General features: G+C 42.2%; 21 protein-coding genes and 3 riboswitches. Of the genes, 8 read left to right on the top strand and 13 right to left on the bottom strand.

The features are described from left to right. From kdpB to PGLA_RS03825, 6 genes are all read right to left on the bottom strand, one after another. The gene (gene kdpB, locus PGLA_RS03845) at positions 1-2031 is read right to left on the bottom strand and encodes a potassium-transporting ATPase subunit KdpB (protein WP_068528955.1); all 2031 of its coding nucleotides are present in this window, start codon (positions 2029-2031) and stop codon (positions 1-3) included. A 17-nt stretch (positions 2032-2048) separates the two neighbouring features. Next, positions 2049-3728 carry a potassium-transporting ATPase subunit KdpA gene (gene kdpA / locus PGLA_RS03840; RefSeq protein WP_068528952.1) on the bottom strand — a complete coding sequence of 560 codons (1680 nt, stop codon included), beginning with the start codon at positions 3726-3728 and terminating at the stop codon, positions 2049-2051. A 43-nt stretch (positions 3729-3771) separates the two neighbouring features. Then, positions 3772-3849 carry a K(+)-transporting ATPase subunit F gene (gene kdpF / locus PGLA_RS29650; protein ID WP_084403049.1) on the bottom strand — a complete coding sequence of 26 codons (78 nt, stop codon included), beginning with the start codon at positions 3847-3849 and terminating at the stop codon, positions 3772-3774. A 150-nt stretch (positions 3850-3999) separates the two neighbouring features. Then, positions 4000-4395: a hypothetical protein gene (locus PGLA_RS03835; RefSeq protein WP_068528949.1), complete on the bottom strand. Its 396-nt coding sequence runs from the start codon at positions 4393-4395 to the stop codon at positions 4000-4002. 122 nt (positions 4396-4517) lie between these two features. Beyond that, a riboswitch (cyclic di-AMP (ydaO/yuaA leader) is annotated at positions 4518-4701 on the bottom strand. A gap of 72 nt (positions 4702-4773) precedes the next feature. After that, positions 4774-4969, bottom strand: a riboswitch (cyclic di-AMP (ydaO/yuaA leader). Between the two features lie 285 nt (positions 4970-5254). Then, positions 5255-6148: a hypothetical protein gene (locus PGLA_RS03830; protein ID WP_068528946.1), complete on the bottom strand. Its 894-nt coding sequence runs from the start codon at positions 6146-6148 to the stop codon at positions 5255-5257. A gap of 225 nt (positions 6149-6373) precedes the next feature. Next, positions 6374-6691 (bottom strand): MTH1187 family thiamine-binding protein, encoded by a 318-nt coding sequence (locus tag PGLA_RS03825; protein ID WP_068528943.1) that lies wholly within the window; start codon positions 6689-6691, stop codon positions 6374-6376. A 287-nt stretch (positions 6692-6978) separates the two neighbouring features. Further along, a riboswitch (cobalamin riboswitch) is annotated at positions 6979-7224 on the top strand. Positions 7225-7400: 176 nt separating this feature from the next. Between PGLA_RS03825 and PGLA_RS03820 the strand changes: the two genes are divergently transcribed. The 4 genes from PGLA_RS03820 (at position 7401) to PGLA_RS03805 (ending at position 13741) form a co-directional block, all read left to right on the top strand. After that, the gene (locus tag PGLA_RS03820) at positions 7401-9374 is read left to right on the top strand and encodes an anaerobic ribonucleoside triphosphate reductase (RefSeq protein WP_084410703.1); all 1974 of its coding nucleotides are present in this window, start codon (positions 7401-7403) and stop codon (positions 9372-9374) included. After that, positions 9371-9871 carry an anaerobic ribonucleoside-triphosphate reductase activating protein gene (gene nrdG / locus PGLA_RS03815; protein ID WP_068528939.1) on the top strand — a complete coding sequence of 167 codons (501 nt, stop codon included), beginning with the start codon at positions 9371-9373 and terminating at the stop codon, positions 9869-9871. The genes PGLA_RS03820 and nrdG overlap by 4 nt, the downstream gene beginning before the upstream one ends. 52 nt (positions 9872-9923) lie before the next feature. Beyond that, positions 9924-12257: a ribonucleoside-diphosphate reductase subunit alpha gene (locus PGLA_RS03810; protein WP_068528936.1), complete on the top strand. Its 2334-nt coding sequence runs from the start codon at positions 9924-9926 to the stop codon at positions 12255-12257. A gap of 452 nt (positions 12258-12709) precedes the next feature. After that, positions 12710-13741, top strand: a complete 1032-nt coding sequence (locus PGLA_RS03805) for a ribonucleotide-diphosphate reductase subunit beta (RefSeq protein ID WP_068528932.1) — start codon at positions 12710-12712, stop codon at positions 13739-13741. Between the two features lie 90 nt (positions 13742-13831). Here PGLA_RS03805 and PGLA_RS03800 read toward each other — a convergent pair whose 3' ends face one another. Next, positions 13832-14365 (bottom strand): hypothetical protein, encoded by a 534-nt coding sequence (locus tag PGLA_RS03800; protein ID WP_068528927.1) that lies wholly within the window; start codon positions 14363-14365, stop codon positions 13832-13834. Between the two features lie 167 nt (positions 14366-14532). Next, entirely contained in the window at positions 14533-15102 is a 570-nt protein-coding gene (gene ssuE / locus PGLA_RS03795; protein WP_068528924.1) for an NADPH-dependent FMN reductase, read from the bottom strand. Between the two features lie 839 nt (positions 15103-15941). Between ssuE and serS the strand changes: the two genes are divergently transcribed. Continuing rightward, entirely contained in the window at positions 15942-17228 is a 1287-nt protein-coding gene (serS, locus tag PGLA_RS03790; protein ID WP_068528921.1) for a serine--tRNA ligase, read from the top strand. A 230-nt stretch (positions 17229-17458) separates the two neighbouring features. On the opposite strand, the gene PGLA_RS03785 is transcribed toward serS, so the two are convergent. Next, positions 17459-17662 (bottom strand): hypothetical protein, encoded by a 204-nt coding sequence (locus PGLA_RS03785; RefSeq protein ID WP_068528918.1) that lies wholly within the window; start codon positions 17660-17662, stop codon positions 17459-17461. 325 nt (positions 17663-17987) lie between these two features. On the opposite strand from PGLA_RS03785, the gene PGLA_RS03780 reads away from it, so the two are divergent. Then, positions 17988-18410, top strand: coding sequence for a hypothetical protein (locus tag PGLA_RS03780; RefSeq protein ID WP_211269494.1), 423 nt, complete (start codon positions 17988-17990; stop codon positions 18408-18410). 419 nt (positions 18411-18829) lie between these two features. Here the strand turns inward: PGLA_RS03780 and PGLA_RS03775 are convergent, their stop codons facing one another. Further along, positions 18830-19486 carry an NAD(P)-dependent oxidoreductase gene (locus PGLA_RS03775; protein ID WP_281197250.1) on the bottom strand — a complete coding sequence of 219 codons (657 nt, stop codon included), beginning with the start codon at positions 19484-19486 and terminating at the stop codon, positions 18830-18832. 399 nt (positions 19487-19885) lie between these two features. Between PGLA_RS03775 and PGLA_RS03770 the strand changes: the two genes are divergently transcribed. Both PGLA_RS03770 and PGLA_RS03765 read left to right on the top strand, forming a co-directional pair. Next, positions 19886-20194, top strand: a complete 309-nt coding sequence (locus PGLA_RS03770) for a hypothetical protein (RefSeq protein WP_068528909.1) — start codon at positions 19886-19888, stop codon at positions 20192-20194. Positions 20195-20286: 92 nt separating this feature from the next. Continuing rightward, positions 20287-21231 carry a hypothetical protein gene (locus PGLA_RS03765; RefSeq protein ID WP_068528906.1) on the top strand — a complete coding sequence of 315 codons (945 nt, stop codon included), beginning with the start codon at positions 20287-20289 and terminating at the stop codon, positions 21229-21231. A gap of 221 nt (positions 21232-21452) precedes the next feature. Here PGLA_RS03765 and PGLA_RS03760 read toward each other — a convergent pair whose 3' ends face one another. The 3 genes from PGLA_RS03760 to cysT all read right to left on the bottom strand — a co-directional run bounded on the left by PGLA_RS03760 (position 21453) and on the right by cysT (position 23544). After that, positions 21453-21677 carry a YezD family protein gene (locus tag PGLA_RS03760; protein WP_068528903.1) on the bottom strand — a complete coding sequence of 75 codons (225 nt, stop codon included), beginning with the start codon at positions 21675-21677 and terminating at the stop codon, positions 21453-21455. Between the two features lie 124 nt (positions 21678-21801). Continuing rightward, entirely contained in the window at positions 21802-22665 is an 864-nt protein-coding gene (cysW, locus tag PGLA_RS03755; protein ID WP_068528900.1) for a sulfate ABC transporter permease subunit CysW, read from the bottom strand. Positions 22666-22710: 45 nt separating this feature from the next. Beyond that, on the bottom strand, positions 22711-23544 hold the full coding sequence (gene cysT / locus PGLA_RS03750; RefSeq protein ID WP_068528897.1) for a sulfate ABC transporter permease subunit CysT: 834 nt from the start codon (positions 23542-23544) through the stop codon (positions 22711-22713). Between the last annotated feature and the right edge of the window lie 12 nt (positions 23545-23556).

Below are 23556 nucleotides of genomic sequence, written 5' to 3'. Positions count from 1 at the left end.
TTAAATCCATAAGTGTACAATCAGGTCAATAGCTTTAATCCCGATAAACGGTGCGATAACCCCTCCAACGCCATAGATTAGTAAATTCCGACTTAGCAACTTACTTGCGCCCATGGGTTTGTATTTAACACCTTTCATGGCAAGCGGAATGAGCAGTGGAATAATCACAGCGTTGAAAATGAGTGCTGAGAGTATTGCCGAAAGTGGAGAACCTAACCCCATCACATTAAGCACATTCATTTCTGGAATAGCGACCATAAACATAGCTGGAATAATAGCAAAATATTTAGCTACATCGTTCGCAATACTAAAGGTTGTTAATGCTCCTCGTGTCATCAATAACTGTTTACCGATCGCAACGACTTCAATAATCTTCGAAGGATCAGAGTCCAGATCGACCATATTGGCTGCTTCTTTCGCAGCCGTCGTTCCGCTGTTCATCGCTAAGCCTACGTCGGCTTGGGCGAGCGCTGGAGCATCATTCGTTCCATCGCCTGTCATGGCAACCAGTTTACCTTCGCTTTGTTCACGGCGAATGACTTCTATTTTATCTTCCGGTGTACTTTCCGCAATGAAACTGTCAACGCCTGCTTCACGAGCAATGGTCGCTGCTGTCAACGGATTATCTCCCGTGCACATGATGGTTTTGATTCCCATCTGTCTTAATTGGTCAAACCGCTCTTTCATACCTGGTTTTACGGTATCCTTTAAGTAAATCAATCCATAAATGACACCATCTACTGCTACTGCTAGAGGCGTTCCTCCGTCAGAAGCAATCACGTTTGCCTTGTCTTCTAGATCTGCCGGGATAAGTCCTCCTTGAGATTCGACCCATTTTCTTACAGAGTCAACGGCTCCTTTACGTACATGACGTCCGTCTTTGAGATCGATACCGCTCATTCGCGTCTGTGCTTTGAATTCAACGAATTCTCCACCAGCTGCAAGTATATCCTCAATGGTATAATCAAGTTTCCTCATGAGTTCAAGGACAGATCGTCCCTCAGGTGTCTCATCCTTCAAGGAACTTATGGATGCCCAATAACCCAACTCTTTCTTAGACATTTTACCTACAGGTACAAATTCACTTGCCATCCGATTACCGAACGTAATCGTTCCTGTCTTATCGAGAATCATCGTGTTGATATCACCAGAAGCCTCAACAGCTTTACCCGACATCGCCAACACGTTGAATTGAGTCACGCGGTCCATACCTGCAATACCGATCGCGGACAATAAGCCACCAATCGTTGTCGGTATTAGACACACTAACAATGAGATAAGTACTGGAATCGGAAGATCAATTTCGAAATGTTTGGCGATAGGAGCCAAAGTCACCACTACGATTAAGAATATCAATGTCAAACAAGTAAGCAACGTATTAAGTGCTATTTCATTTGGTGTCTTCTGACGCGTCGCGCCCTCAACGAGCGAGATCATCTTGTCGATAAAGGATTCACCTGGATCAGCAGTAATCCGTACTACAATTTCATCGCTGACTACCCGTGTTCCACCGGTTACCGAGTTGAAATCTCCTCCAGCTTCCTTGATCACGGGAGCTGACTCGCCCGTAATAGCCGATTCATCCACAGATGCTAACCCTTCAATGACTTCACCGTCTCCAGGTATCATCTCTCCACTTGAGACAATAACGACATCACCTTTACGTAATTCAGTAGAATTAATAATTTTGATTTCCAAACCTACACGCTTATTGGCTTGAATCTCCCGCTTCCCTTTTTTCAAAGAATCTGCTTGTGCCTTCCCACGTCCTTCCGCCAATGATTCAGCGAAGTTAGCGAACAAGACCGTAAATAACAGAATCAAGAACACGCTGATATTAAATCCTAACTGGTCTTCAGTTCCGAAGTAACTTGGAAATAGAACCATCATTAGTACAACAAATGTCCCTACTTCAACAACAAACATCACGGGATTCTTTATCATAAACATCGGATTCAATTTAATAAAACTCTCTTTAACAGCATGTTTGGCTATTTCACCATTGAACATGCTCTTGCGTATATTACTCATCGTTCAAGCACCTCGTTCTAATGGAGTGTTAAAAATTCGGCCACAGGGCCTAAGACAATGACTGGAAGGAACGTTAGTGCCCCGATCAATAAGACAACACCGATCAAAATCCCAATAAATAGCTTGTTATCTGTACGGAATGTACCGATCGTCTCCGCTACGGGTTTCTTAGCATTTAGTGAACCAGCTACTGCAAGCATCGCAATAATCGACATGTAACGTCCAAAGAACATCACAAGCCCTGTCGATACGTTCCAGAATACATTATTATCCGCAAGTCCTTCGAACCCTGATCCGTTGTTGGCGGCAGATGAAGTGTATTCATATAAGGACTGCGTTAAGCCGTGGAATCCCGGATTACTTATGGAATCATAGCCCGAAGCGGTCATAAATGAGAGCGCAGTAGGAACTAAGATAATAAACGGATGCACAAGAATAACGAGTGCAATCAATTTCATTTCCCTTGCCTCAATCTTACGGCCTAAGAATTCTGGCGTTCGTCCAACCATGAGCCCGCATATAAAGACTCCAAGTATGGCGTACATCAGCATGTTAACTAGCCCGACACCCTTACCTCCAAACACGACGTTGAGCATCATTTCAGAAAGCGCTGCAAGTCCACCGAGAGGTGTTAATGTGTCATGCATGTTGTTAACCGATCCCGTTGTCGCAGCCGTTGTAACGGTAGAGAACAATGCTGATTGCGCTATGCCGAACCGAACCTCTTTTCCTTCCATACTACCTTGAGAAGATTCAATCCCTAGCGAATTGATCGCCGGGTTCCCAGCTTTCTCAGACGAATAACTGATGCTTAGGAATATCAAGAACAGAATCATCATGGATGAGAAGATGACCCATCCTTGCTTCTTGTTTTTTGCAAACAGACCAAACATATACGGAAGTGATGCTGCTAACAACCACATACTTAATATTTCGATAACGTTCGTTAGAGGACCTGGATTCTCAAAAGGATGAGATGAGTTGGCTCCAAAGAATCCACCACCATTGGTTCCAAGGTGTTTGATAGCTTCCAAGGAAGCGATAGGACCCATCGTTATTTGTTGTTCGACACCTTCAAGCGTTGTTACTGTAGCTGTCGGGTCAAACGTTTGAGGCACTTTTAAACCAACCAATACGATAGTAACGATAAGTGCTAGTGGTAAGAAGATACGAATAATAGCTTTGGTGAAATCCTGAAAGAAGTTACCTAAACCTTCCCCACGACGGGTAATTCCGCGAATAAATGCAACCGCAATCGCAGCACCTGACGCTGCCGACGTGAACATCATCATCGTAACAAAAGCCATTTGCGTTAAATAAGTAACGCCACTCTCGCCGCTGTAATGCTGTAGATTGGTATTGGTCATAAAACTAATGATCGTGTTAAGTGCGAGCGATGCCTCCATATTCTCGTTACCATTCGGATTTCCTGGAAGGATTCCTTGAAAACGAAGAAGCATGTAACTAATGGCGATTAACACCGCATTCGTAGCAATAAAACTGAGTACATACTTTTTCCAGTTCATACTGTCACGATTTCTTAACCCGATGATCTTAAAGATCACATTTTCGGTTGAACCGAATACCTTATCCGTTCGGTTAGGTTCATTGGAGAATACATGAAACATATAAGTACCGACTGGCTTCACCAGCAACAGCAGTACAACAATCACAATTCCCATTTGCAGTAATTCCATGCTTTATATCCTCCTTATAGGGATGAATTTTCTGATTTAGTTACTAGAATTTCTCAGGATTGATTAGCGCATATATTAGATAGACGAAGATGACTATTGTCAATGCAAGTACAACGATCATTGTTCCCCGCCCCCTCTATCGACCAACGTTCCGCACCAATGCGTGAACAGTACTAATAAGCCGAACGCAACCATTAACGTGATGACCATGTAGACATCCATCATTATGGGAATGCCCCTCTCTCATGCGAATTTTTGATTAAGCCTTATCTTATTTTTCAAGTAGAAATCCGACGTCTCCATTTTTTGTGTATACGACGTGATCCGCACCCATGCCTCTGTAGATTCCTCGTGGGCTCCAGAACCTTGTTACAATGTATATCTCTTGAGACGTCCACGGACGACAAATCTGAAGGTAACGACAACTTAAGTTAAGACTACTTTCGAAAATATAAATCTTGTCCACCGCTATCTGTGGGACGATCCATTTCTTGGTCATAAAGGTATCGATACGTACAACATGCTTAACACCCATTTTTTGATACTGTTGTTCTTCCGCGCGGTTGTTAGTCAATACCGCAAAGGCCTTTTTTCTATACATTAATTGGTCTACGAATTTCCGTCCGTCCTCATTCGGAGCGATAACCAAAATGATCGCATCTTCCATAAAATAGATCCTCCTATACGTTTAAAGGCAACAAAAAAGAAGCTCAGTGAAAAGTAGCTTTTCCAGAGCTTCTTAGTAAGTCCATGACCAAATAAACTCATGAACTAGCCAGAAGGCGGTTTGCTGCCTCTCCCTGCACGCTTACGAGGTTAGCTGTCGGATTCGGGCGAGGAAGTCGCCCTATTCTTAAGTACTGGCACAGTACTTAAGAAATTCACCCCATGGACACGTCCGGCGTTTACGCAGCAGACATCTCCGATTGGTTCCCCCGTTTCTGAATTTCGCAGAATTCAGCGTTCAAGACATTCTTTCAATAAACTTTCAAATAAGAGCATGACGCCCTATGGTCGACTCTGTTCGATCACAAACTTCATCATTCCTCTCTCAAACTTTTGCTTACGAGGTTAGCTGTCGGATTCGAGCGGTGAGAGTCGCTCTACCCAGCAAAGACCTAATTGTCCTTGTCAGGATTCACCCCTGTAGCAACTTTTTTTCGACTCTCACACGAAAAAAAGTTGCTACTATTGGTTCCCCCGTTCTCCGCCACAAGACGAAAACTCAGCGAAATTAACAATTGAATAAATTAACAATTTGTATTTCGTTATGAATCATACACCCGCCCCAAATTAGTGTAAAGGTGACTCAATCCCTTCCTAGAACCAAATAAGAAGCATCTAGACCGATGGTAGCGATTACAAAAATAGATACCTCCTCGCTGCTCCTTAATGCTCCCTATATCTCGTTTTTACGTAAATTTATTCATCTCCAATCCTCCAATACACAAAAAAGCCCCCAATAATGGGGGGGCTATATATATATATATATATGTCTATATATACTACTTTGTAATCATAAATGATTACTCAATCGTTATTGATCCCACTGAGGTGGTCAGCGACAGTAACGGTCCGCCACCATTGATATCACTTGTGCCTTTAGGAGCTCCTGTAATGGATCCAATCTCGCTGTCCGTTTCCAAGCTAACTTGAAGTGATTCAGCAAGATTTGCGTGAATGGATCCTACCTCAGTATTAGCTTCAAGTCTACTATCATCTTCCATTTGGTCGATAGCTAGTTTAATGCTCCCTGTTTCAGACCCTACATTAGATTTCCCTTGGATATGAGCTCCCTCGATAATTATGGTACCCACTTCAGAATGAACATCATAAATACCTTTTAGATTACTGAGATTAATCCCTCCAACTTCACTTGAGATATTAAAGCCATTAACCGTATTTGGAATTTCCACCACATAATCAATGCCGAAGTTTGAGAATCCGTATTCTTTCTTTGCCCATTTCCACAGATCAAGCTTCTCATTACCCTTTGGATGTGTAGTAATCTTCAACTGATCTCCACTTACTACAGCAATAATTTCCGCATTATCCATCATTTCTTGGTACTTGTCATCACGTGATGACTTATCCAGTGACCAGATTGTAGCGCTCACGTTAATCTTGTCTTCAGAGCTCCCCTTTACCTCTATGCTGCCTACCTCGTTTGCCAAATGGAGAACGGATACCGAACTATCGACTTCTTGCGATAGCACTATTTCTTTATGGATACCTGTCCTTTTCAACTGATCGCCCCATTCCGACGCCGTGTCTTTTACCGTATCCCCAATTGTCTCAATCGCTTGTGTTGCCTCTCCAATGCTCGTCTGTATCACTTCATTAGCATTCTTAGCACAACCAGACAATAATGCTAGTGAAACAAATCCCGCAAGCAGCATTGGCTTATAGTGTCTTCTCATAATTAAATAACGCCCCCAGTTCGATAATCCTTATATTGTATACTATACAATATAAGGAAATTATAAACACCAGTCCACGGGCTAGTGAAATACTGGACCTCAGTCGGGGCAACGAATTTCTAACAAAAAACGCGGTCTCTCAAGTTTGAGAAACCACGATATATGGAAGCTAATGAAGGCAATTGAGCCGCTGTCCTACACATTACGAGTACATTGCTCTACTATTTATTTAGATGAATCTTCATTTAATTTTTCCTGAACAGACTGCAATTTTTGCGCACTAGAGGATATTTTATCACGTCGATCATCCAATTTAACAGAAGTTGAGACGCGTTCTGCCCCCGATATAAATGGTGATTCGTGCAGTGTAGCAATCGCCTTCCATACCAATTCAAGAGGTCCTTCAATAATGGTACTCATGGAAGTAAGTTGATACGTTATTCCTTGTTGCTCTTGCAGTACGCGCTGCATGTCCGCTACGTATGCACTTAGACTTGTCGTCTGCGTTCCAATTGGAATAATTGTAACCTCGGCAATGGCCACCTTGATTTCCTCCTTAAAGTTTTGAAAAAAACTGGCATCGTAAGCATTTACTTTAAAGTTTTGGGACAATACTCACTTCGTAAGCCCCACTCATATTCCTTAATCTATCTTAACGAATTTATAAAATTTTCGCAAAATGTAGACACAAATATTTCATATTACTTAGCAAATTACTCAAAAGGTTAGTCGCAGCGGGCTTGCGAAACTTTTCACATTTTTTTCAGTTCAATATTTTGTGATTCCCTGTTTACAAACACCATATATTGAGTTAGATTTATATAGCACTACTAAATATAGTGAAAACAGGTGATCCGGCTGGTACTTCACATCTGGGTCTTAAAAGGGAAGAATGGTGCAAATCCATCACGGTCCCGCCACTGTAACTCAAGAATTGAGCTGCATATTGCAGACAAATAGGCACAGCAATTGCCATAAGCGTTAATTGTCCATATGTATACGTATACCGTCTTTATATGGACAACTAAGCCGTTTACTTGGGAAGTCAGGATATCTGCCTGTTGGACATAGTCGAAACAAATCCTACGAGGAAATAGGAGTTGTTACTATTTACTTCGGTTACGTAACCAGGAGGACACTGTAACATGCCCTGAGCGCCTCTACGGAGTGCTTTTTTTGTCTGATGAAATGGATTTCTACTCCACATGTGGAGCCAATCCGGCATCTCTTATCCGAAGGGTGGAATCAGTTCATGGTACTTATGGAATCAAGAAGTTACGTATCTGAAACGGAGAAAATGTTGCGTGAAGTATCGAGTCTTGGGCACGATATCTCAGAGAGTCTAAATGTAGAAATGTTACGTGAAAATGCCAACCTGAACGGAGAAAGTTTTTCAGGGAAAATCGGTAAATTCGGCAGTGAATATGCCAAATGGTACGCAAGATATTACATATTACCGGAACAACTCATGGCTGCGGTGGATCACAATGATTTATACGTACATGATCTTGATCAATACGCGGTAGGTAGTACAAATTGTATCTTCATTCCATTCGACAAACTCCTATCACGAGGCTTCAGCACTGGAAGTGGGAGTGTTCGTCCTCCACAGTCAATATCTAGTGCCATGGCCTTAGTTGCAATAATATTTCAATGTCAGCAAAATTCTCAATATGGTGGAGTTTCCGGGAGTAAATTGGATCATGATTTAGCTCCTTATGTCGCCAAGTCGTTTGCGAAGCATTTTCATAAAGGGTTACACTACTTTAATGAGAGTTTTCTGACAGAAGACCAAGACATCACGCTAGGCAATTTAAAGTTATCCAGCTCCCATCCCAGTTCATATTCTTTTGCTATGCAAGAGACCAAGACAGAATGCCTTCAAGCTGCTGAGAGCTTAATCCATAACCTGAATACGATGTCCAGTCGCGCTGGAGGTCAGATTCCATTCACCAGTATCAATTATGGTACATGTACCTCACCTGAGGGACAAATGATTATTGATAGCATACTCAGCACAACAATGAACGGACTGGGAAGTGGAGAAACACCCGTGTTTCCTATTCAAATATTCAAATGCAAACGTGGTGTAAATCAATCACCAGAAGATCCTAACTATGTTCTGTTCTTGAAGGCAATAGAATGTTCAACGAAACGTTTGTATCCTAATTTCGCCAACTTAGATGCTCCTTTCAACTTACAATATTATGATCCAACCGATCCCAATACCGAATTTGCTACCATGGGTTGCCGTACTCGGGTTCTTGCTGACCGACATGGACGTAACCACTTGTCTGGCAAGGGTAATTTATCCTTCAATACGATTAATCTTGTGAAGTTAGGTATCAAACACGGCGTGGTTAATGGCAGTACTATTCCCAACGAACTCGGATTTTATCGGGATCTTCATCACTTCTTAGATATCGCTCTCGACGGCCTACTACACCGTTACAATATCCAGGCTCGCCAGCCCGCCAAAGCGTCTGATTTCATGATGCGTGAAGGGGTCTGGGAAGGCGGAGAGCTACTAGCCCCAGAAGAATCCGTGGAAGAATGCTTGAAGCATGGTAGCTTATCCATCGGATTCATCGGTCTAGCTGAATGTATGAAGGCTATGTATGGTCGTCATCATGCTGAAAGTGACGATGTATATAACAAAGCATTAAGTCTTATCGCATCGATGCGGCGCTACTGTGACGAGAAAAGTGAAGAGCATGATCTGAACATTACACTGATAGCCACACCTGCTGAAGGCTTGTCTGGCAAGTTCACCAAGAAAGACCGAGAAGTCTTCGGTTCCATTTCAGGCGTTACGGACCGCGACTATTATACTAATTCTTTTCACGTACCTGTGTATCATAACCTGCCTGCTGCACGTAAGATTGCACTTGAAGCACCTTTTCATGAATTATGCAATGCAGGAGCCATCTCTTATGTTGAATTAGACGGAAATGTTCGGAGTAATCAGAAAGCTTTTCTCAGAATCGTTCAGTATGCATTATCACAAAATATCAGCTATTTCAGCATTAATCACCCTATTGACCGCTGTGGTACTTGCCATTATGAAGGCATTATCGGAGATACTTGTCCTCAATGTGGAACCAACGAAGCGGACGTCCCTATGCATCGCTTACGTCGAGTGACGGGTTACTTAACGGGTGATTATCAGACCCGCTTTAATGCTGCCAAGCAAGCTGAGGTACGAGACCGGGTCAAACATAAGTGAATATTTGTGGATACTATCCTGAATCCATTAATGAAGGTGATGGCCTGCGTGCCGTCATCTTTCTTAGTGGATGTCGTCACCGATGCAGTGGTTGCTTTAATCCGGAAACGTGGAATTTCAACTACGGAGAACCTTTTACAGAACATCGTCAACAAGAGATCATTAATGAAATGGCCAATAATCCGTTACTTGATGGCATGACCTTAGCTGGTGGAGACCCTTTCTTCTCAGCTGATGAGGCTGCCGATTTCATCGATAAAGTTCGAATATCTCTCCCTAACTTCTCTGTATGGATATATACAGGCTACATGTATGAAGATATTATGGCTCACATGGATTCAGCAGAATACCGTCTGCTTCAGAAATGCCAAGTCGTGATCGACGGTCCTTTTATAGAATCTTTAAAAAATACCAGTCTCCCCTATCGTGGGAGTTCAAATCAGCGTATTATAGATATTCAGGCAAATTTAAGACACGATGTTGCCACACTGTTGTAAATTTAAATATCCAAAATTGAAAAACATATATTGAAAGGAAGACGCCTAACCTATGCCACATTCCGTAGTAAAACCGAACAATCGCCAACTCTCTTTTGATGAGAATCGTCTCTCCATCTATACTGACCGCCTTCTTGAAGGGTTGGACATGCTTGATAAGGAGCAATTGATCCGAGGAGTACTATCCAAGCTTCGCCGAGATGAAGTCACGGGAGAAGACATTAGTAATGCCTTCACCATGTCTGCGTTAGAGCTAGTAACTAAAGAAGAACCTAACTGGAAATTTGCTGCGGCACGTTCCCTACTCACTTCTTTATATAAAAAAGCAGCTCATCACCGCCGTTATAAATCCTATGCAGATGAGCCTTATGGTGCACTTTATCCACTAATCACAGATTTGGTACACAAAGGCATATACCGTGAAGAATTACTTGAATACTATACAAAAGAACAGATTGAAGAACTCGCTGAACTGATTGACTACAAGCGCGATCTATTGTTTGATTACATCGGTCTTTTAACCCTTACAGAACGTTACCTTACAACCGATTTCGATGGACACATCATGGAGCTTCCACAGGAAAGATACATGATCATTGCGATGTTCTTAATGCATAAAGAACCTGCTGAGAGACGTATGGAGCTTGTGAAGGAATCCTATTGGGCCATGAGTAATCTATATATGACTGCTGCTACACCGACAATGTCTAATGCTGGTAAAAAAGTGGCTGGACAACTCTCCAGTTGTTTCATTGATACCGTGGATGACTCCTTAGAAGGTATCTTTGACTCCAATACAGATACAGCTCGCCTTAGTAAAATGGGCGGTGGAATCGGTGTCTACCTTGGTAAAGTAAGAGCTCGCGGTTCAGATATCCGTGGACATAAGAATACTAGCTCCGGTATCATCCCTTGGATCCGTCAGCTAAACAATACGGCTGTCAGCGTAGATCAACTAGGTACTCGTAAAGGGGCAATCGCAGTCTATATCGATGTGTTCCATAAAGATATCCTTGCGTTCCTTGATCTCAAATTAAATAACGGTGACGAGCGCATGAGAGCGCATGATGTATTCCACGGCATTTGTATTCCCGATTTGTTCATGAGTGCTGTGGAGAACCGTGGAATGTGGAATCTATTCTGTCCTCATGAAGTCAAGAAGGTCATGGGCTGGACAGATAGCAACGGTCGTCCACTTGGACTTGAAGATTTCTATGATGAAAAGCTTGGACAAGGTGCTTTCAGTGATAAATACGAAGAAGCTGTAAATCATCCTTTATTGTCCCGTATTACAGTCCCTGCCATTGATGTTATGAAACGTGTTATGAAATCACAACTTGAGACCGGCACTCCGTATATGTTCTACCGTGATACGGTAAACCGGGCTAACCCGAATAGTGCACATGGTATGGTGTATTCCTCCAACTTATGTACTGAAATTATGCAGAATCAATCCGCAACTGTTGTGGAAAAGGAAGAACTCGTTACGAAGGACGGACAGACAAGAATTATCATCTCGAAAATCCCTGGCGATTTCGTCGTGTGTAATTTGAACTCCATTCACTTAGCTCGTGCTGTTCCAGCAGGTGTATTAGATCGACTTGTACCTATTCAAGTACGTATGCTTGATAATGTCATCGATATTAATAATATTGAAGTGCTTCAAGCTCAATATACAAACAGTCAATATCGTGCTATTGGTCTAGGGACTTTCGGACTTCATCACTTACTAGCTCTCGAAGGTATTCGCTGGGAATCTGAGGAAGCTGTCACGTATAACGATAATCTATATGAGAAAATTAACTACTTACTCGTTCGTTCCAGTATGGAATTGTCGAAGGAAAAAGGTCATTATCCGAAATTCAAAGGCTCTGATTGGGACAATGGTACTTACTTCTCTCATCGTGGATACACAGACGGTAAACTTGAAGGCAAATATGTAACGACTGCACAATGGCAGGAACTACAACAAGAAGTACAACAGAATGGTGTACGGAATGCTTGGATGTTCGCTATTGCACCAAATGGTTCCACTTCCATTATTGCTGGCTCCACTGCGAGTATCGATCCGTTGTATGAATTGTTATCTTATGAAGAGAAAACAACTTACAAAATTGCTAATCCTGCTCCAGATCTGTCTGACAAGACCATCTGGTACTATAAAACAGCATTTAATATTGACCAACATTGGTCTATCGACATGGCTGCTGCTCGCCAGCGTCATGTGGATCAAGGACAAAGCTTCAATCTGTATGTTCGTCCTGATATTAAGGCAACGGATTTCCTATCGTTACACATTCATGCTTGGAAGTCTGGCATGAAGACAACTTACTATGTAAGGAGTCGGGCATTGACTATTGAGGAATGTGAGAGTTGCTCGTCATAACGTTCTAAGGGATGAGATCCCTTTCAAACCCTTTTTCGATCCCTCCCAAACCCTCCCTTTCCAAGCTTATGCTTCCGGAGTGAGCTTCCTAAGGGAAGCTTTCAAGAGGGCCCCAAGGGCTCTGCCCTCTGGACACCCGAAACTCTTTGGTGGAGTGAGGGGATTTGGAGCCTACGTGTGAGGATCGTTTCGTCCTTAGAGCGCTTAGTCCCCCTGTTCGCTTTGCGAATGCGTTTTGGGGACCCACTCTACTCCATCGGATTGAGTAGCTCTCGCTTCGCCGAGCTACGGGTCCTGTTTGCTTCGCAAATGCGGGAGTTCTAAACCCAAATACGAGAAACCTAAACCCTCCTGTTCGCTATGCGAATACGGGAGATCTAATACAATTACTACCCTTCCCTATTCGCTTGCGCGAATAGGGAAGACAGCTTATTTATAAAGGAGTAATAGATATGAAATTGCAACAAATTTTCAATACTGAAGCACCCAATCAATCTACACGCATTATCGAAGGTGAATGTTCGGGTATTCTGAACTGGAATGATATTCGTATGCCTCATATGTATAAACTCTATAAGGTACTGTTATTAAATCACTGGATTGCCGATGAAATTCCAATGTCCAAGGATGCGCAACAATTCGCAAGATTAGATCCTGAAGAGCAACGCGTCTTCAAGATTAATATTTCACTACTTGCTGTATTGGATTCTATGCAAACGATGTTTGTTGGGGATGTAAAACGTTACTTTACTGACTCCTCATTAGAAGCCATCTCAGCGATTATTGGTCAACAAGAAGTTGTTCACAATCAATCTTATTCATATGTACTTTCATCCATTGTTTCCGATCAGGAGCAGAAAGAAATTTTCGAATATTGGAAACAGGATCCGGTTCTTCTAGAACGCAATCGCTTCATTGCTGATATTTATCAAAGTTTCCGGGATGAGCAGAATCCACAGACATTCTTCCATGCTATGGTAGCTGATTTGATTCTTGAGGGTATTTTCTTTTATAGTACATTTGCCTTCTTCTACAACTTGGCTCGCGATCAGAAAATGATGGGTACAAGTCAGATGATTTCTTATATTCAACGCGATGAGAATCAACACTGCTATTTCTTTGCTGAAGTGTTTAAACAACTTCTTGTTGATTTCCCAGAGCTTAACTCGAAAGAAAACATGGATTATGTGTACAGAACGATTGATGAGGCTGTTCAATTAGAGACGAATTGGGCACATTACACACTTAGTCATATCGCTGGAATCGATCTAAATGAGCTTGAGAATTATATTAAATACACAGCTAACAAACGTCTTACTCTAATGGGAATGGACAAAGCTTATGAGGGTGTAGATGTGAACTGTATGCCATGGATTAAGCCTTTCTCAGACGACGCACTCAATTCAACTAAGACTGATTTCTTCGAAGCGAAGTCCCGTAACTATGGTAAAGTGGGCGACGATAACGGATTTGACGATTTGTAAGTTTAAAGTTTACCTATGTTCTTATATTCAGCAAAAAGGAGGGGCTCAAATGAGCCACCTCCTTTTTGCTTACACCAACTATAGTTCTAGTCATTCATCCGCGATGAACCCATTATCAAGATCTTTAAGTACTTTCCATTCATTATCCTGTTTAACGACTGACATATGTCCTGTTTTGGTCACCACACTTGGGGCCTGGGATGAAGTCAATTCTGAAGAACTTAGTTCAATATCTATGCTATAGCGAAAAGAGAATGTGTCCTTTTCCATATTATCATGATTCATATTTTCAAATTGAATACGGTTAACCTTCATATTCAACTTATTCTTAAGTGCATAGCCTGTGGCTATTACGCTCCGCCTATTGGCTGCAAATGCTTCATATCCTTGCTCCGTTAAGAACGGCTTATATTCTTCTTGTTTCTTCATCCTATCTTCCATCGTTGTTCCGATATCAGCAACTTGAATCTCGTATTGCATTTTCTTCAGGTTCACACCTACTTGTATAGCCGCAGCCTCATCACTTCCAATAGAGTAGCCTGATGCCATAAATAACAGAGAACAGGTTAGAATCAATGATCCAAAGACAACTGCTTTTGTCATTGCTTTAGATTTTTTCTTCAACGTAAATCCCTCCTTTCATACAATAACGCATGAAAATTGATTTGGTCTCTCTTTTTCCGAAAAAAAAACGTTATGAAATTTCCACATAAAAAAAACGGAGCGAAACTGTATCCAGTTCCAACCCCGTCTCTATCTCATATCTGGGCACATGTCACCCAATCAATCATCTACACCTTCAATTCATACACTTTATTGTTATGTTCACTTCTTAAACGCGTTTCATTTGCTAATTCTTCAAGCTCAGCGTGCAGGCGTAATCGCAACTCTTCTGCAATTTCCATCTCACCCTTATCCGTACGGGTTACTTGTGAATCAACCGTGTAGACCCCGCCCAGAATGTGCCGTGCCCCTAATGCAGACAGAACAGGCTTTAAAGCATAATCAATCGCAAGTAAATGTGCAAGGCTTCCACCCATAAACAAGGGCAGCGTAATTTTGCCGGCGAGACCCTTTTGAGGAATAAGATCCAAGAATGTCTTAAGAACACCCGTATAAGACGCTTTATACACTGGACTTGCAATAATTACGGCATCCGCTTCTGCCACTAGCCCGTTGGCTTTGATAATATGTTCGCTTTCAAACTTTGTATGAATGAGATCATCTGTTGGGAGCTTAGCCACATCAATACGACTCACTTCAAAACCTGAACTTCCAAGAATTTTCTCCACGTAATCAATGATTGCACCAAGTCTTGAAGTAAGCGAAGGATTCCCATTTATTATAACGATTTTGGCCATGTTTTCATTCTCCTTTTCATAAGACTCTACACGAGAATCCAAGTATATAAAATTATATTCATAAATCCGATAAGACTACTTAGTTTTAATTATCGTAACAAGTGCAACAACATTTGTCAATTTATTGAACGCAAACAATATAAAGAACGCAAGCAGTCTGACTGCCAATACGATTAACAAACCCGTTCTCTCAGAAAGCATTGAATTGAGACTTGATCCATCATTTTCATTGTTACGAATAGCTTAATGTTGTAGCTGAATAACGTCATAATTAGAAAAAAAGCAGAAGAACCCTGGCAAAAGGGTCTTCCGCTATTATCCGCACGCACAGCGCAGTTGCAGAAAGTATATACAGCGTTTTAAAAGTCGTTCCACGGTGCGAAGTATAAAGAAAAAAATGGTCACATTGTATAAGACTAGCCTTTCAAGAAAAGATCGGAGGGCAAATACTAAATTCTCTAGTCCAAAGAACAGAAATGCTATTAAGAGACAATACAAGAAATATCTTTTTTCCGATCTACAGTGTATTGTAGGTGACTTCTATCTCTTCGGTTAACTGTATATTGAACTTACTCTTCGTATACGCTATACTAAACGATAAAGAATTGAACAGTGAAATTGCGCCTATGATCAGAATCCAACTGTGAGGCGTTGGCGACCAGAGAAGGTATTTCTTCTCCCTAAGTTAACCGGCATCCGTCCGTTACCGCGGAACCAAGAGGATCGAAGACTGCCTATAGCTGCTTCGATCAAGTTGGGTGGCACCGCGAGCAAGCGCTCCTCGTCCCAAAGGATGAGGGCGTTTTTTGTATTTTTTTAGACAAAGGAGCTCGTGAGATATGTTAGACATTCGATTTATCCGGGATAACCCGGACTTGGTACAACGGACAGCACAACAGAAAAGGTTAGAATTGTCGGTCACCGATTTACTCAATTGGGATCAGAAGAGACGCGATCTACTGAAACAGATTGAAGATTTAAGAGCCGATCGTAATCGACTAACACAATCCATCGCTACAACCATCCAACAAGGTAATCGGGCAGCTTCTGAACCTCTCAAAGAACAGGTAAGACAGATCAACAAAGAGTTAACGATGCAGGAATCAGCCTTAAATCAAGCTAATGAACAATGTGAGCAACGGATGATGTCTGTGCCTAACATTGTATCTCCCGACACCCCAGTGGGCCGAGATGATACTGACAATGTCGAGATTAGACAAGTCGGTACTCCCCCAGTCTTTGCCTTTGAGACATTAGATCATGTACAACTAGGTGAACGCCATGATCTCATTGATATTGCACGTGGCGTGAAATCGGCAGGTAGCCGGAACTATTTCCTCAAGGGAGCCGGTCTATATTTACATCTAGCCGTTCAACGATTAGCACTGGATCTACTTACCAGCTATGGTTTCACAGCAATGGATGTTCCAGTTATGGTACGACCAGAGGCGCTCACAAGAACGGGATTTTTCCCAACGGGACAGGATCAGACCTTTGAGATTACGGGAGAAGACAAGTGGTTAGTCGGTACTTCTGAAGTTTCGTTAGTATCGTATTATAGCGATGAAATCATTGATGTAACAGAACCGATCAGACTAGCTGGAATGTCAGCTTGTTTCCGGAAAGAAATTGGATCGGCTGGGCGGGATGTTCGAGGGTTATACCGAGTTCATCAGTTCGCTAAGGTTGAACAAGTCGTTCTTTGCGAGAATAATGCCGAGATCTCGGAGCAGATATTGCAGGAAATCACAGGTCATGCGGAGGAAATTCTTCAGCTATTAGAGCTTCCTTATCGTGTAATGTCGGTATGTACCGGAGATATGTCGCAAAAAACGTATAAGCAATATGATATTGAGACATGGATGCCTAGCCGACAGTCCTATGGGGAGACGCATTCGTCTTCCAATGTGCTAGACTTCCAATCACGTCGTTCTAATATTAGATACCGTGATGCCGATGGTAAGCTACAATTCTGCCATACGCTAAACAATACAGCTGTCGCATCCCCACGTATTCTGATTCCACTGTTAGAGAATCATCAACACAAGGATGGCTCCATCTATATCCCCAAGGCACTGCGGCCCTATATGGGAGGAATAGATCGGCTAATTGCGCCACAAGAGTAACCCTATAAATGAAATACCGATGACACGGATGGACACTTGTAAGGAACCTAATCTTTGTCACGCGTTCCTTTACTCAATCGTCCGTGGATCAAGGTATTCATAGACATATTTAATCTGATTCTAAAAAGGCTATCTACCATGAGTGATTCATGGTAAATAGCCTTTTGTCCGTAGTGCCCCTTTTTATATATAATTCAGCACTCTATTATGTATTTGATAATGGCTCTAGACTAATGTCGCCACCATCCTCTGACTCTAGATGGTTCACAAGCGAATAGGGACTCTTCCTTAGGCCCTATGAGCTCTGGTGTATGAAGATTATTACGTTCATGTCCAAACTCAATTCTATGATACTCTTCCATTCCTTGACCTTCGCTTCTTAAATACTGAACCCGAGTTACAACATGTTGCATTTCAATAAATCCTTCATACATAACCTTCGACCTCCTGAAAGGTTGCAAGCCTACCCTGCCGTTACAAATCTATCCTCAGTCATTGAAGGAATACAGCAAGGTCCTGCTTGCTATAATATTTTGTTTGCGCTTTCATAATAACATAACAAAGCATGATTGTTAAGTATGTAAGCGCTTTATTTGTGTCTAAAATGCTACTTCTATCCCCTTCAAACAAAGCTTATATCTGGGCATATGCCTAGAACATTTGTCTGGGCTCATGACTATGATGAAGTGATGAATTAGAAACACGGATTGAACGATCATAGGAAGGATTGATATGATGCATTCCAAAGAATACCCCCCCATGATGCGGCGTTTACACATTGGGAACTACATTCTAAATAAACTCGCTTGCGGTGGGATAGCTTTCCTATTATTAAACCTTATAACAGTTGTCATGAATGATTACACCTCAAGCCCAATACTACCGATCTCTCTTGAACAATGGGTGTATGGCATATTTATGATGGCATCCATTGTCTCTGATGCCGTATGTGCTCTCGTTGCTCCGTTTAGCCGAACTAAATCCATCTTTCTTATATCTACTTGGGGATATATTGTTGGTTTCTTTGTAGTAGTGAATGGGGGCGAAAGCCCATGGTTCAGTGGGATCGTCGGATTAGGTACGATGCTATTATTCTACTTCGGGAGAACTGTATTGCGGAGACATTCTCTAACTACACTGGTGCTGGCTTGGTTTATTCCTGTAATATGTTTATCTATATAGATTGAACTAAAGACGAAAGCAGAATGCTTTAGTTCATTCTATCTATATAGATTGAACTAAAGGCGAAAACAGATTACTTTAGTTCATTCTATCCATATTTATGTGAGTAGACTAAGCAGATTTATTTAAACAACCTGTTTGCAACCTAAAGAGGGACATTTGCAGTGCAAATCCCCCCATTAGTCTATCATTATCATTCGTTGTAAAATAAGCCTGCGTTCCACGCTGGGTGGTGCGGCTGCCCACCTGTCACTATACCAGTATATGCAGGTTATATGAATATAAACCTTACATTCAACTAGAACCGGCTATGCCGTCCTTTTTCAAAGACGGCACCCGTTTCAGCGGAAATATAAGGAATAGAGTATCATGTGAAAATTATACTTTATATTTGAGCACTACTGATTCTTGCACCTTTTCTAGTATGCCACCGTAAAGCGGGCGCGCAAGAAATATGGATCTTCCACTTCATCAATGATCGCAGCAGCATAGTCCTCTGCTGATATAGAACTTCTGTCACTTTCATCTAGAATGAGTTTATCCGTCCCGATACGGAATTGACCGGTACGACGTCCAGGGATAATCTGAGCTGGAGGGCTACAATACGTCCAGTCCAAGTCAGACTGACTATATATTTCATAAGCCTTTACATGGGCAATAGCTAGTGGCTTAGATTCTTTAGGATATTCATCCGTATCCATCCACTTTATTCCCGATGCCACTTCAAGACTTCCAGCTTCACCTACTACGACAAGTCGGGAAATACCCGAACGCCGAGCACCCTCAACAATCGAGTGAGCTACAATTGCTAATTCTTCTTCCGCTCCAAGTGATGCGCCAACTGCGCTGATGATCACTTGATGACCTTCACAAATGGATGCAACGTTATCTGCATCCATCGCATTCCCTTCCACCACACGTAGATTCTCATATTGCTCTGTCATCCGGGTATGATCGCGTACCACAGCAGTAACCTGATAACCTCGGTCTAATGCCTCTTTCATAACAAGCTGTCCTATTCTTCCATTAGCACCAAATAGTACAATTTTAACATCCAACAATGTAAGATCCACCACTTCTTATTCCCTCTTTCTATGTTGTTCAGGCTTATCCTACGATAGGCCATGAGTTTGGATTCGTTCTGTTATCTTACCACCTATATAGATTGAACTAAAGGCGAAAGCAGGATTCTTTAGTTCATTCTATCTATATAGATTGAACCAAAGACGAAAGCTGAATTCTTTAGTTCATTCTATCTATATAGATTGAACTAAAGGCGAACCCTCATATTCATGATTCTCTTTAGAAATGATTGAGCTTGTGAGATCTATATAGTGTTCCCAAACATCAAAGAATGGGGTATATATAATTATCATTCAATCCTATACTTATCATATTGGGTATATTATCTAGACCAATGGATGTAGAATTAACATAAGATCACCATAAAAAGAAACGGTAGGTGTTACAAAAAAATGTCCAATACGTCTAAGCTTTTAAAATGGATTACGTTCGCTATTGAAGCCTTCTTCGCAATTCCGGTTGTAGGAGGTGCTTTTATTCTCTCAAATGGGTGGCTACCACTCGGAGTTGCATTGCTCTTACATGTCGTGGCAATCGTCTATCTCTTGAAGGATCGAGCTTCAATTATTGGTAATGGACTGGGTGTTGTCACGTCCTTAGTAGGCATTATTCCTATTGTCGGATGGATTATGCACGGGATCACTGCCATCGTATTACTAATCGAAGCTATTACAGGTTCACGAAGAAGACCACGGTTTTAACTAATGCAGACTGTTATCCGAACCCTTCATTACCTTGAAAAGTTAGTGTTCTTATGCAATAGTGAAGGTAGAATAATGAAGGGGGCATCAGGTTGTTCCAAATGGTTACGGAATTCATCAACACTCTCTCAAATTCAGTAGAAAGCTTTATATTGGCTGGTATAGCGGTTGTTCTGTTTATATGGATGTACATACGCACAGCCCTACAATTACAAACAGCCGGCAAGGAACAATTAGAACGACTACAGAAGTCTTTAATGTTATATAGCCGTGTTACTGGCCCTATCAGTGAAATGATGGAGCGTGAGAACAACAGCCTTGAGGAAATAAGCTACCTAATTACTCTGTTGGAGGAATGTAAGGCGGCACCATTACTTACAAGCAATCTTCATGAACAGATCGACGCTTATATAAGAGAACGGGATCACTCCCGTTTATCGATACTTCACAAAACATGGGTACGCGAGGTTAATCGGCAGATCGAGGAACAAAGTACCCTTTTGCGCAAATGGGACCGCCCAAGCTGGGGATTAAGCTTCTGGGTATTGTTGAAGCCATCTCTCCCTTTTGTCGCTGTAGTAGCCAGTGCGTTATGGGGTTTACAGCTATATCAGACTCTTATAGGAACTGAATTCGATTCATCTTCGTTCGATATCATAAATGCATGGGCTCGCTTTATTTCTTGTATTATAGCAACAGCTTCTCTTTACCTCATGTTCATGTATACTCGCAGGCTTTCACATCAACTAGTCTATACGAGTCTCTATGTATTGATCGCAGCAGTTGCCTTATTTCACTTGTTCGGTTTGAATTTGGCACTTTATATTGTTTCCGTACAAGCAATCCTCTTCATCGCAGGCTTTACTCTGACCACAAAGCGTACACGTCGTCGGGCACGCCCTTATGCCGGTCGTGATCTTGTCGTAGAAGTTCAACCAAAGTTGACAACAACGGAGACATTACCGTTACACGCAATCACTCAGGATCAAGATGTAGCTGAGCTACCCAGACGTTCCACACGAATGCATAACAAGTAAGAATAACATTTCTATAGATCCAATTATGCCACAATCAAGTAGAGACGTGTGCCGTCCTTCTCCAAGGACGGCACACGTCTCAGCGGAAATATAAGGAATAGAGTATCAAGTGAAACTTATACTTTCTTATATTTCAAAAAATAGCCCCGCTGTTGTACGAACGCTTCTTCATTACAGAAACGTTCGACTTGAACAGTGGGGCTATTAGCTTTAATCCTCATTTAATGGGAACTCGATTCCCTTAGGTGTCGCGTACCTGAGCGAGGAGCAGAACTAGACTTGGCGATCCCCAAGGACTTATTCTCAAATCGCTTCCGTTCCGTTCTTTCCATCTGTACGATCTGTCCCTCATGTACCACGATCTGAAGTGATCCAAACTCCATATTATTCAGTAAATCAGCAATACGCCCTAACCATACTTCATCCACTTGAAGTGGTTTTGCCATAGTGTCGCCCCCTTCGCCAGGTTAATAAGTCAATATCTTATGACTTAGAACTGCTCTCACCACAATCCACTATTATCCAACCGTTTTAGTATGAATTAACCTTAACACGGACTGGAAAGAAGTGTCAATGGGCATCTTTTCGTGTGAACCAACTCTTTAAAAGTAACGTTACCATCGCCAATAGAAGCAATAGTGATGCAACTGCAAATGAAGCTGAGAATTGATATTCATTGTACAAAATTTCAACATGTAGGGGGAGTGTATTCGTCTCTCCTCGGATATGTCCCGACACGACAGAGACAGCCCCGAATTCCCCCATCGCCCTAGCATTACATAGAATAATACCGTATAGAAGTCCCCATTTAATGTTAGGTAATGTTACTTTAAAGAAGATGGTCCAACCACGTGCCCCTAAGGTAACTGCAGCCTCTTCTTCTTGTTGACCCTGATCTTCCATCAATGGAATCAGCTCTCTAGCTACAAATGGGAAGGTTATAAATAGTGTCGCTAGCACAATACCAGGTACAGCAAATATGATTTTGATATTATGAGCGTCAAGCCAAGGTCCAAACCAGCCATGAGCACCGAATACCAAGACATAGATCAATCCACCTATCACGGGTGATACTGCAAAGGGAAGGTCAATTAAGGTAATTAATATTCCTTTGCCACGAAACTTAAATTTAGTTACCGCCCAGGCAGCGATTACACCAAACACAGTATTCAACGGCACGGTAATGAGTGCTACAAGTAACGTTAACTTTAGGGCGGACATTGCATCTGGATCAGTAAGCGCTGCAGCATACACCGACCAACCTTTTTTCAAAGCTTCTGTTAATACAATAACGAGTGGAAGTACGATCAACCATAGCAACACCAGACCTGCCATACCAATCAGAAGCCATTTAGCCCATCTGGGTTCAGTTGCCGCTGTAGAGATGCTCCCTGAGTGCGCAGGTGAAGCTATCACCGGATCATTTCCCGTCATCTGCCTTTCCTCCTTTTAACAAAGTGGTTGCTATGACTCCCTTTGTTAGCGAGAGGTTCGGCGCACCCATCGTTGTAGTGAATTAATCATAAGTAACAATAAGAACGAAATCGACAATAGGATTATAGCTACTGCAGTAGCACCTGCGTAATCATATTGCTCAAGCTTTGACATGATCAATAATGGAGCAATTTCGGTCCTCATCGGCATATTACCAGAGATAAAGACGACAGAACCGTACTCCCCTATGCCACGTGCAAATGCTAAAGCAAACCCAGTTAAAAGTGGCGGTAACAAATTGGGTAGTATGACTTTACAGAATGTACGAAACCGTCCTGCGCCCAATGTTGCCGCCGCTTCCTCCGCATCCCTCGCCATATCCTCTAATACAGGCTGTACCGTGCGAACCACGAACGGAATACCAATAAACATCAAAGCTAGCGTTATCCCTAAGGGAGTAAAAGCTACTTTGATCCCTAGGGGTTCCAATAGTGAACCTATCCACCCGTTCTGTGCATAAAGCGCAGTTAACGAGACCCCCGCAACTGCCGTAGGCAATGCGAAGGGAAGATCAATTAGAGCATCAAACAATGCTTTACCGGGAAATTTGTAACGTACTAGCACCCATGCGAGAAGAAGACCCAGTACAGCATCTAGTAATGCTGCTACCGCTGAGGTAGTGAAACTGACCCAATAAGACGCTAGTACCCGCGGATCGGTCGCCACTTGCCAGAACTTTTCCCACGTGAGTCCGGTAGAATTAAAGAGTAGCGCCGCCAAAGGAATAAGAACAACCACACTAAGATAGAACACGCTAAACCCCATCGTCAGTCCGAATCCGGGAATGACTTTACGTTGGATACCTTTGACTTGACTCATATCCTTGTATCC

Source organism: Paenibacillus glacialis, assembly GCF_001637205.1.
Classification (GTDB): domain Bacteria; phylum Bacillota; class Bacilli; order Paenibacillales; family Paenibacillaceae; genus Paenibacillus_AQ; species Paenibacillus_AQ glacialis.
Note: the sequence above shows the minus strand (reverse complement) of the source record. Positions and strands in the feature narration are given on the sequence as shown.

Coding starts and splice junctions, on each gene's coding strand:
- kdpB (WP_068528955.1), bottom strand. CDS start 2,031: ATGAGTAATATACGCAAGAGCATGTTCAATGGTGAAATAGCCAAACAT.
- kdpA (WP_068528952.1), bottom strand. CDS start 3,728: ATGGAATTACTGCAAATGGGAATTGTGATTGTTGTACTGCTGTTGCTG.
- kdpF (WP_084403049.1), bottom strand. CDS start 3,849: ATGATCGTTGTACTTGCATTGACAATAGTCATCTTCGTCTATCTAATA.
- PGLA_RS03835 (WP_068528949.1), bottom strand. CDS start 4,395: ATGGAAGATGCGATCATTTTGGTTATCGCTCCGAATGAGGACGGACGG.
- PGLA_RS03830 (WP_068528946.1), bottom strand. CDS start 6,148: ATGAGAAGACACTATAAGCCAATGCTGCTTGCGGGATTTGTTTCACTA.
- PGLA_RS03820 (WP_084410703.1), top strand. CDS start 7,401: ATGGTACTTATGGAATCAAGAAGTTACGTATCTGAAACGGAGAAAATG.
- PGLA_RS03810 (WP_068528936.1), top strand. CDS start 9,924: ATGCCACATTCCGTAGTAAAACCGAACAATCGCCAACTCTCTTTTGAT.
- PGLA_RS03805 (WP_068528932.1), top strand. CDS start 12,710: ATGAAATTGCAACAAATTTTCAATACTGAAGCACCCAATCAATCTACA.
- ssuE (WP_068528924.1), bottom strand. CDS start 15,102: ATGGCCAAAATCGTTATAATAAATGGGAATCCTTCGCTTACTTCAAGA.
- serS (WP_068528921.1), top strand. CDS start 15,942: ATGTTAGACATTCGATTTATCCGGGATAACCCGGACTTGGTACAACGG.
- PGLA_RS03785 (WP_068528918.1), bottom strand. CDS start 17,662: ATGTATGAAGGATTTATTGAAATGCAACATGTTGTAACTCGGGTTCAG.
- PGLA_RS03780 (WP_211269494.1), top strand. CDS start 17,988: ATGATGCGGCGTTTACACATTGGGAACTACATTCTAAATAAACTCGCT.
- PGLA_RS03770 (WP_068528909.1), top strand. CDS start 19,886: ATGTCCAATACGTCTAAGCTTTTAAAATGGATTACGTTCGCTATTGAA.
- PGLA_RS03760 (WP_068528903.1), bottom strand. CDS start 21,677: ATGGCAAAACCACTTCAAGTGGATGAAGTATGGTTAGGGCGTATTGCT.
- cysW (WP_068528900.1), bottom strand. CDS start 22,665: ATGACGGGAAATGATCCGGTGATAGCTTCACCTGCGCACTCAGGGAGC.
- cysT (WP_068528897.1), bottom strand. CDS start 23,544: ATGAGTCAAGTCAAAGGTATCCAACGTAAAGTCATTCCCGGATTCGGA.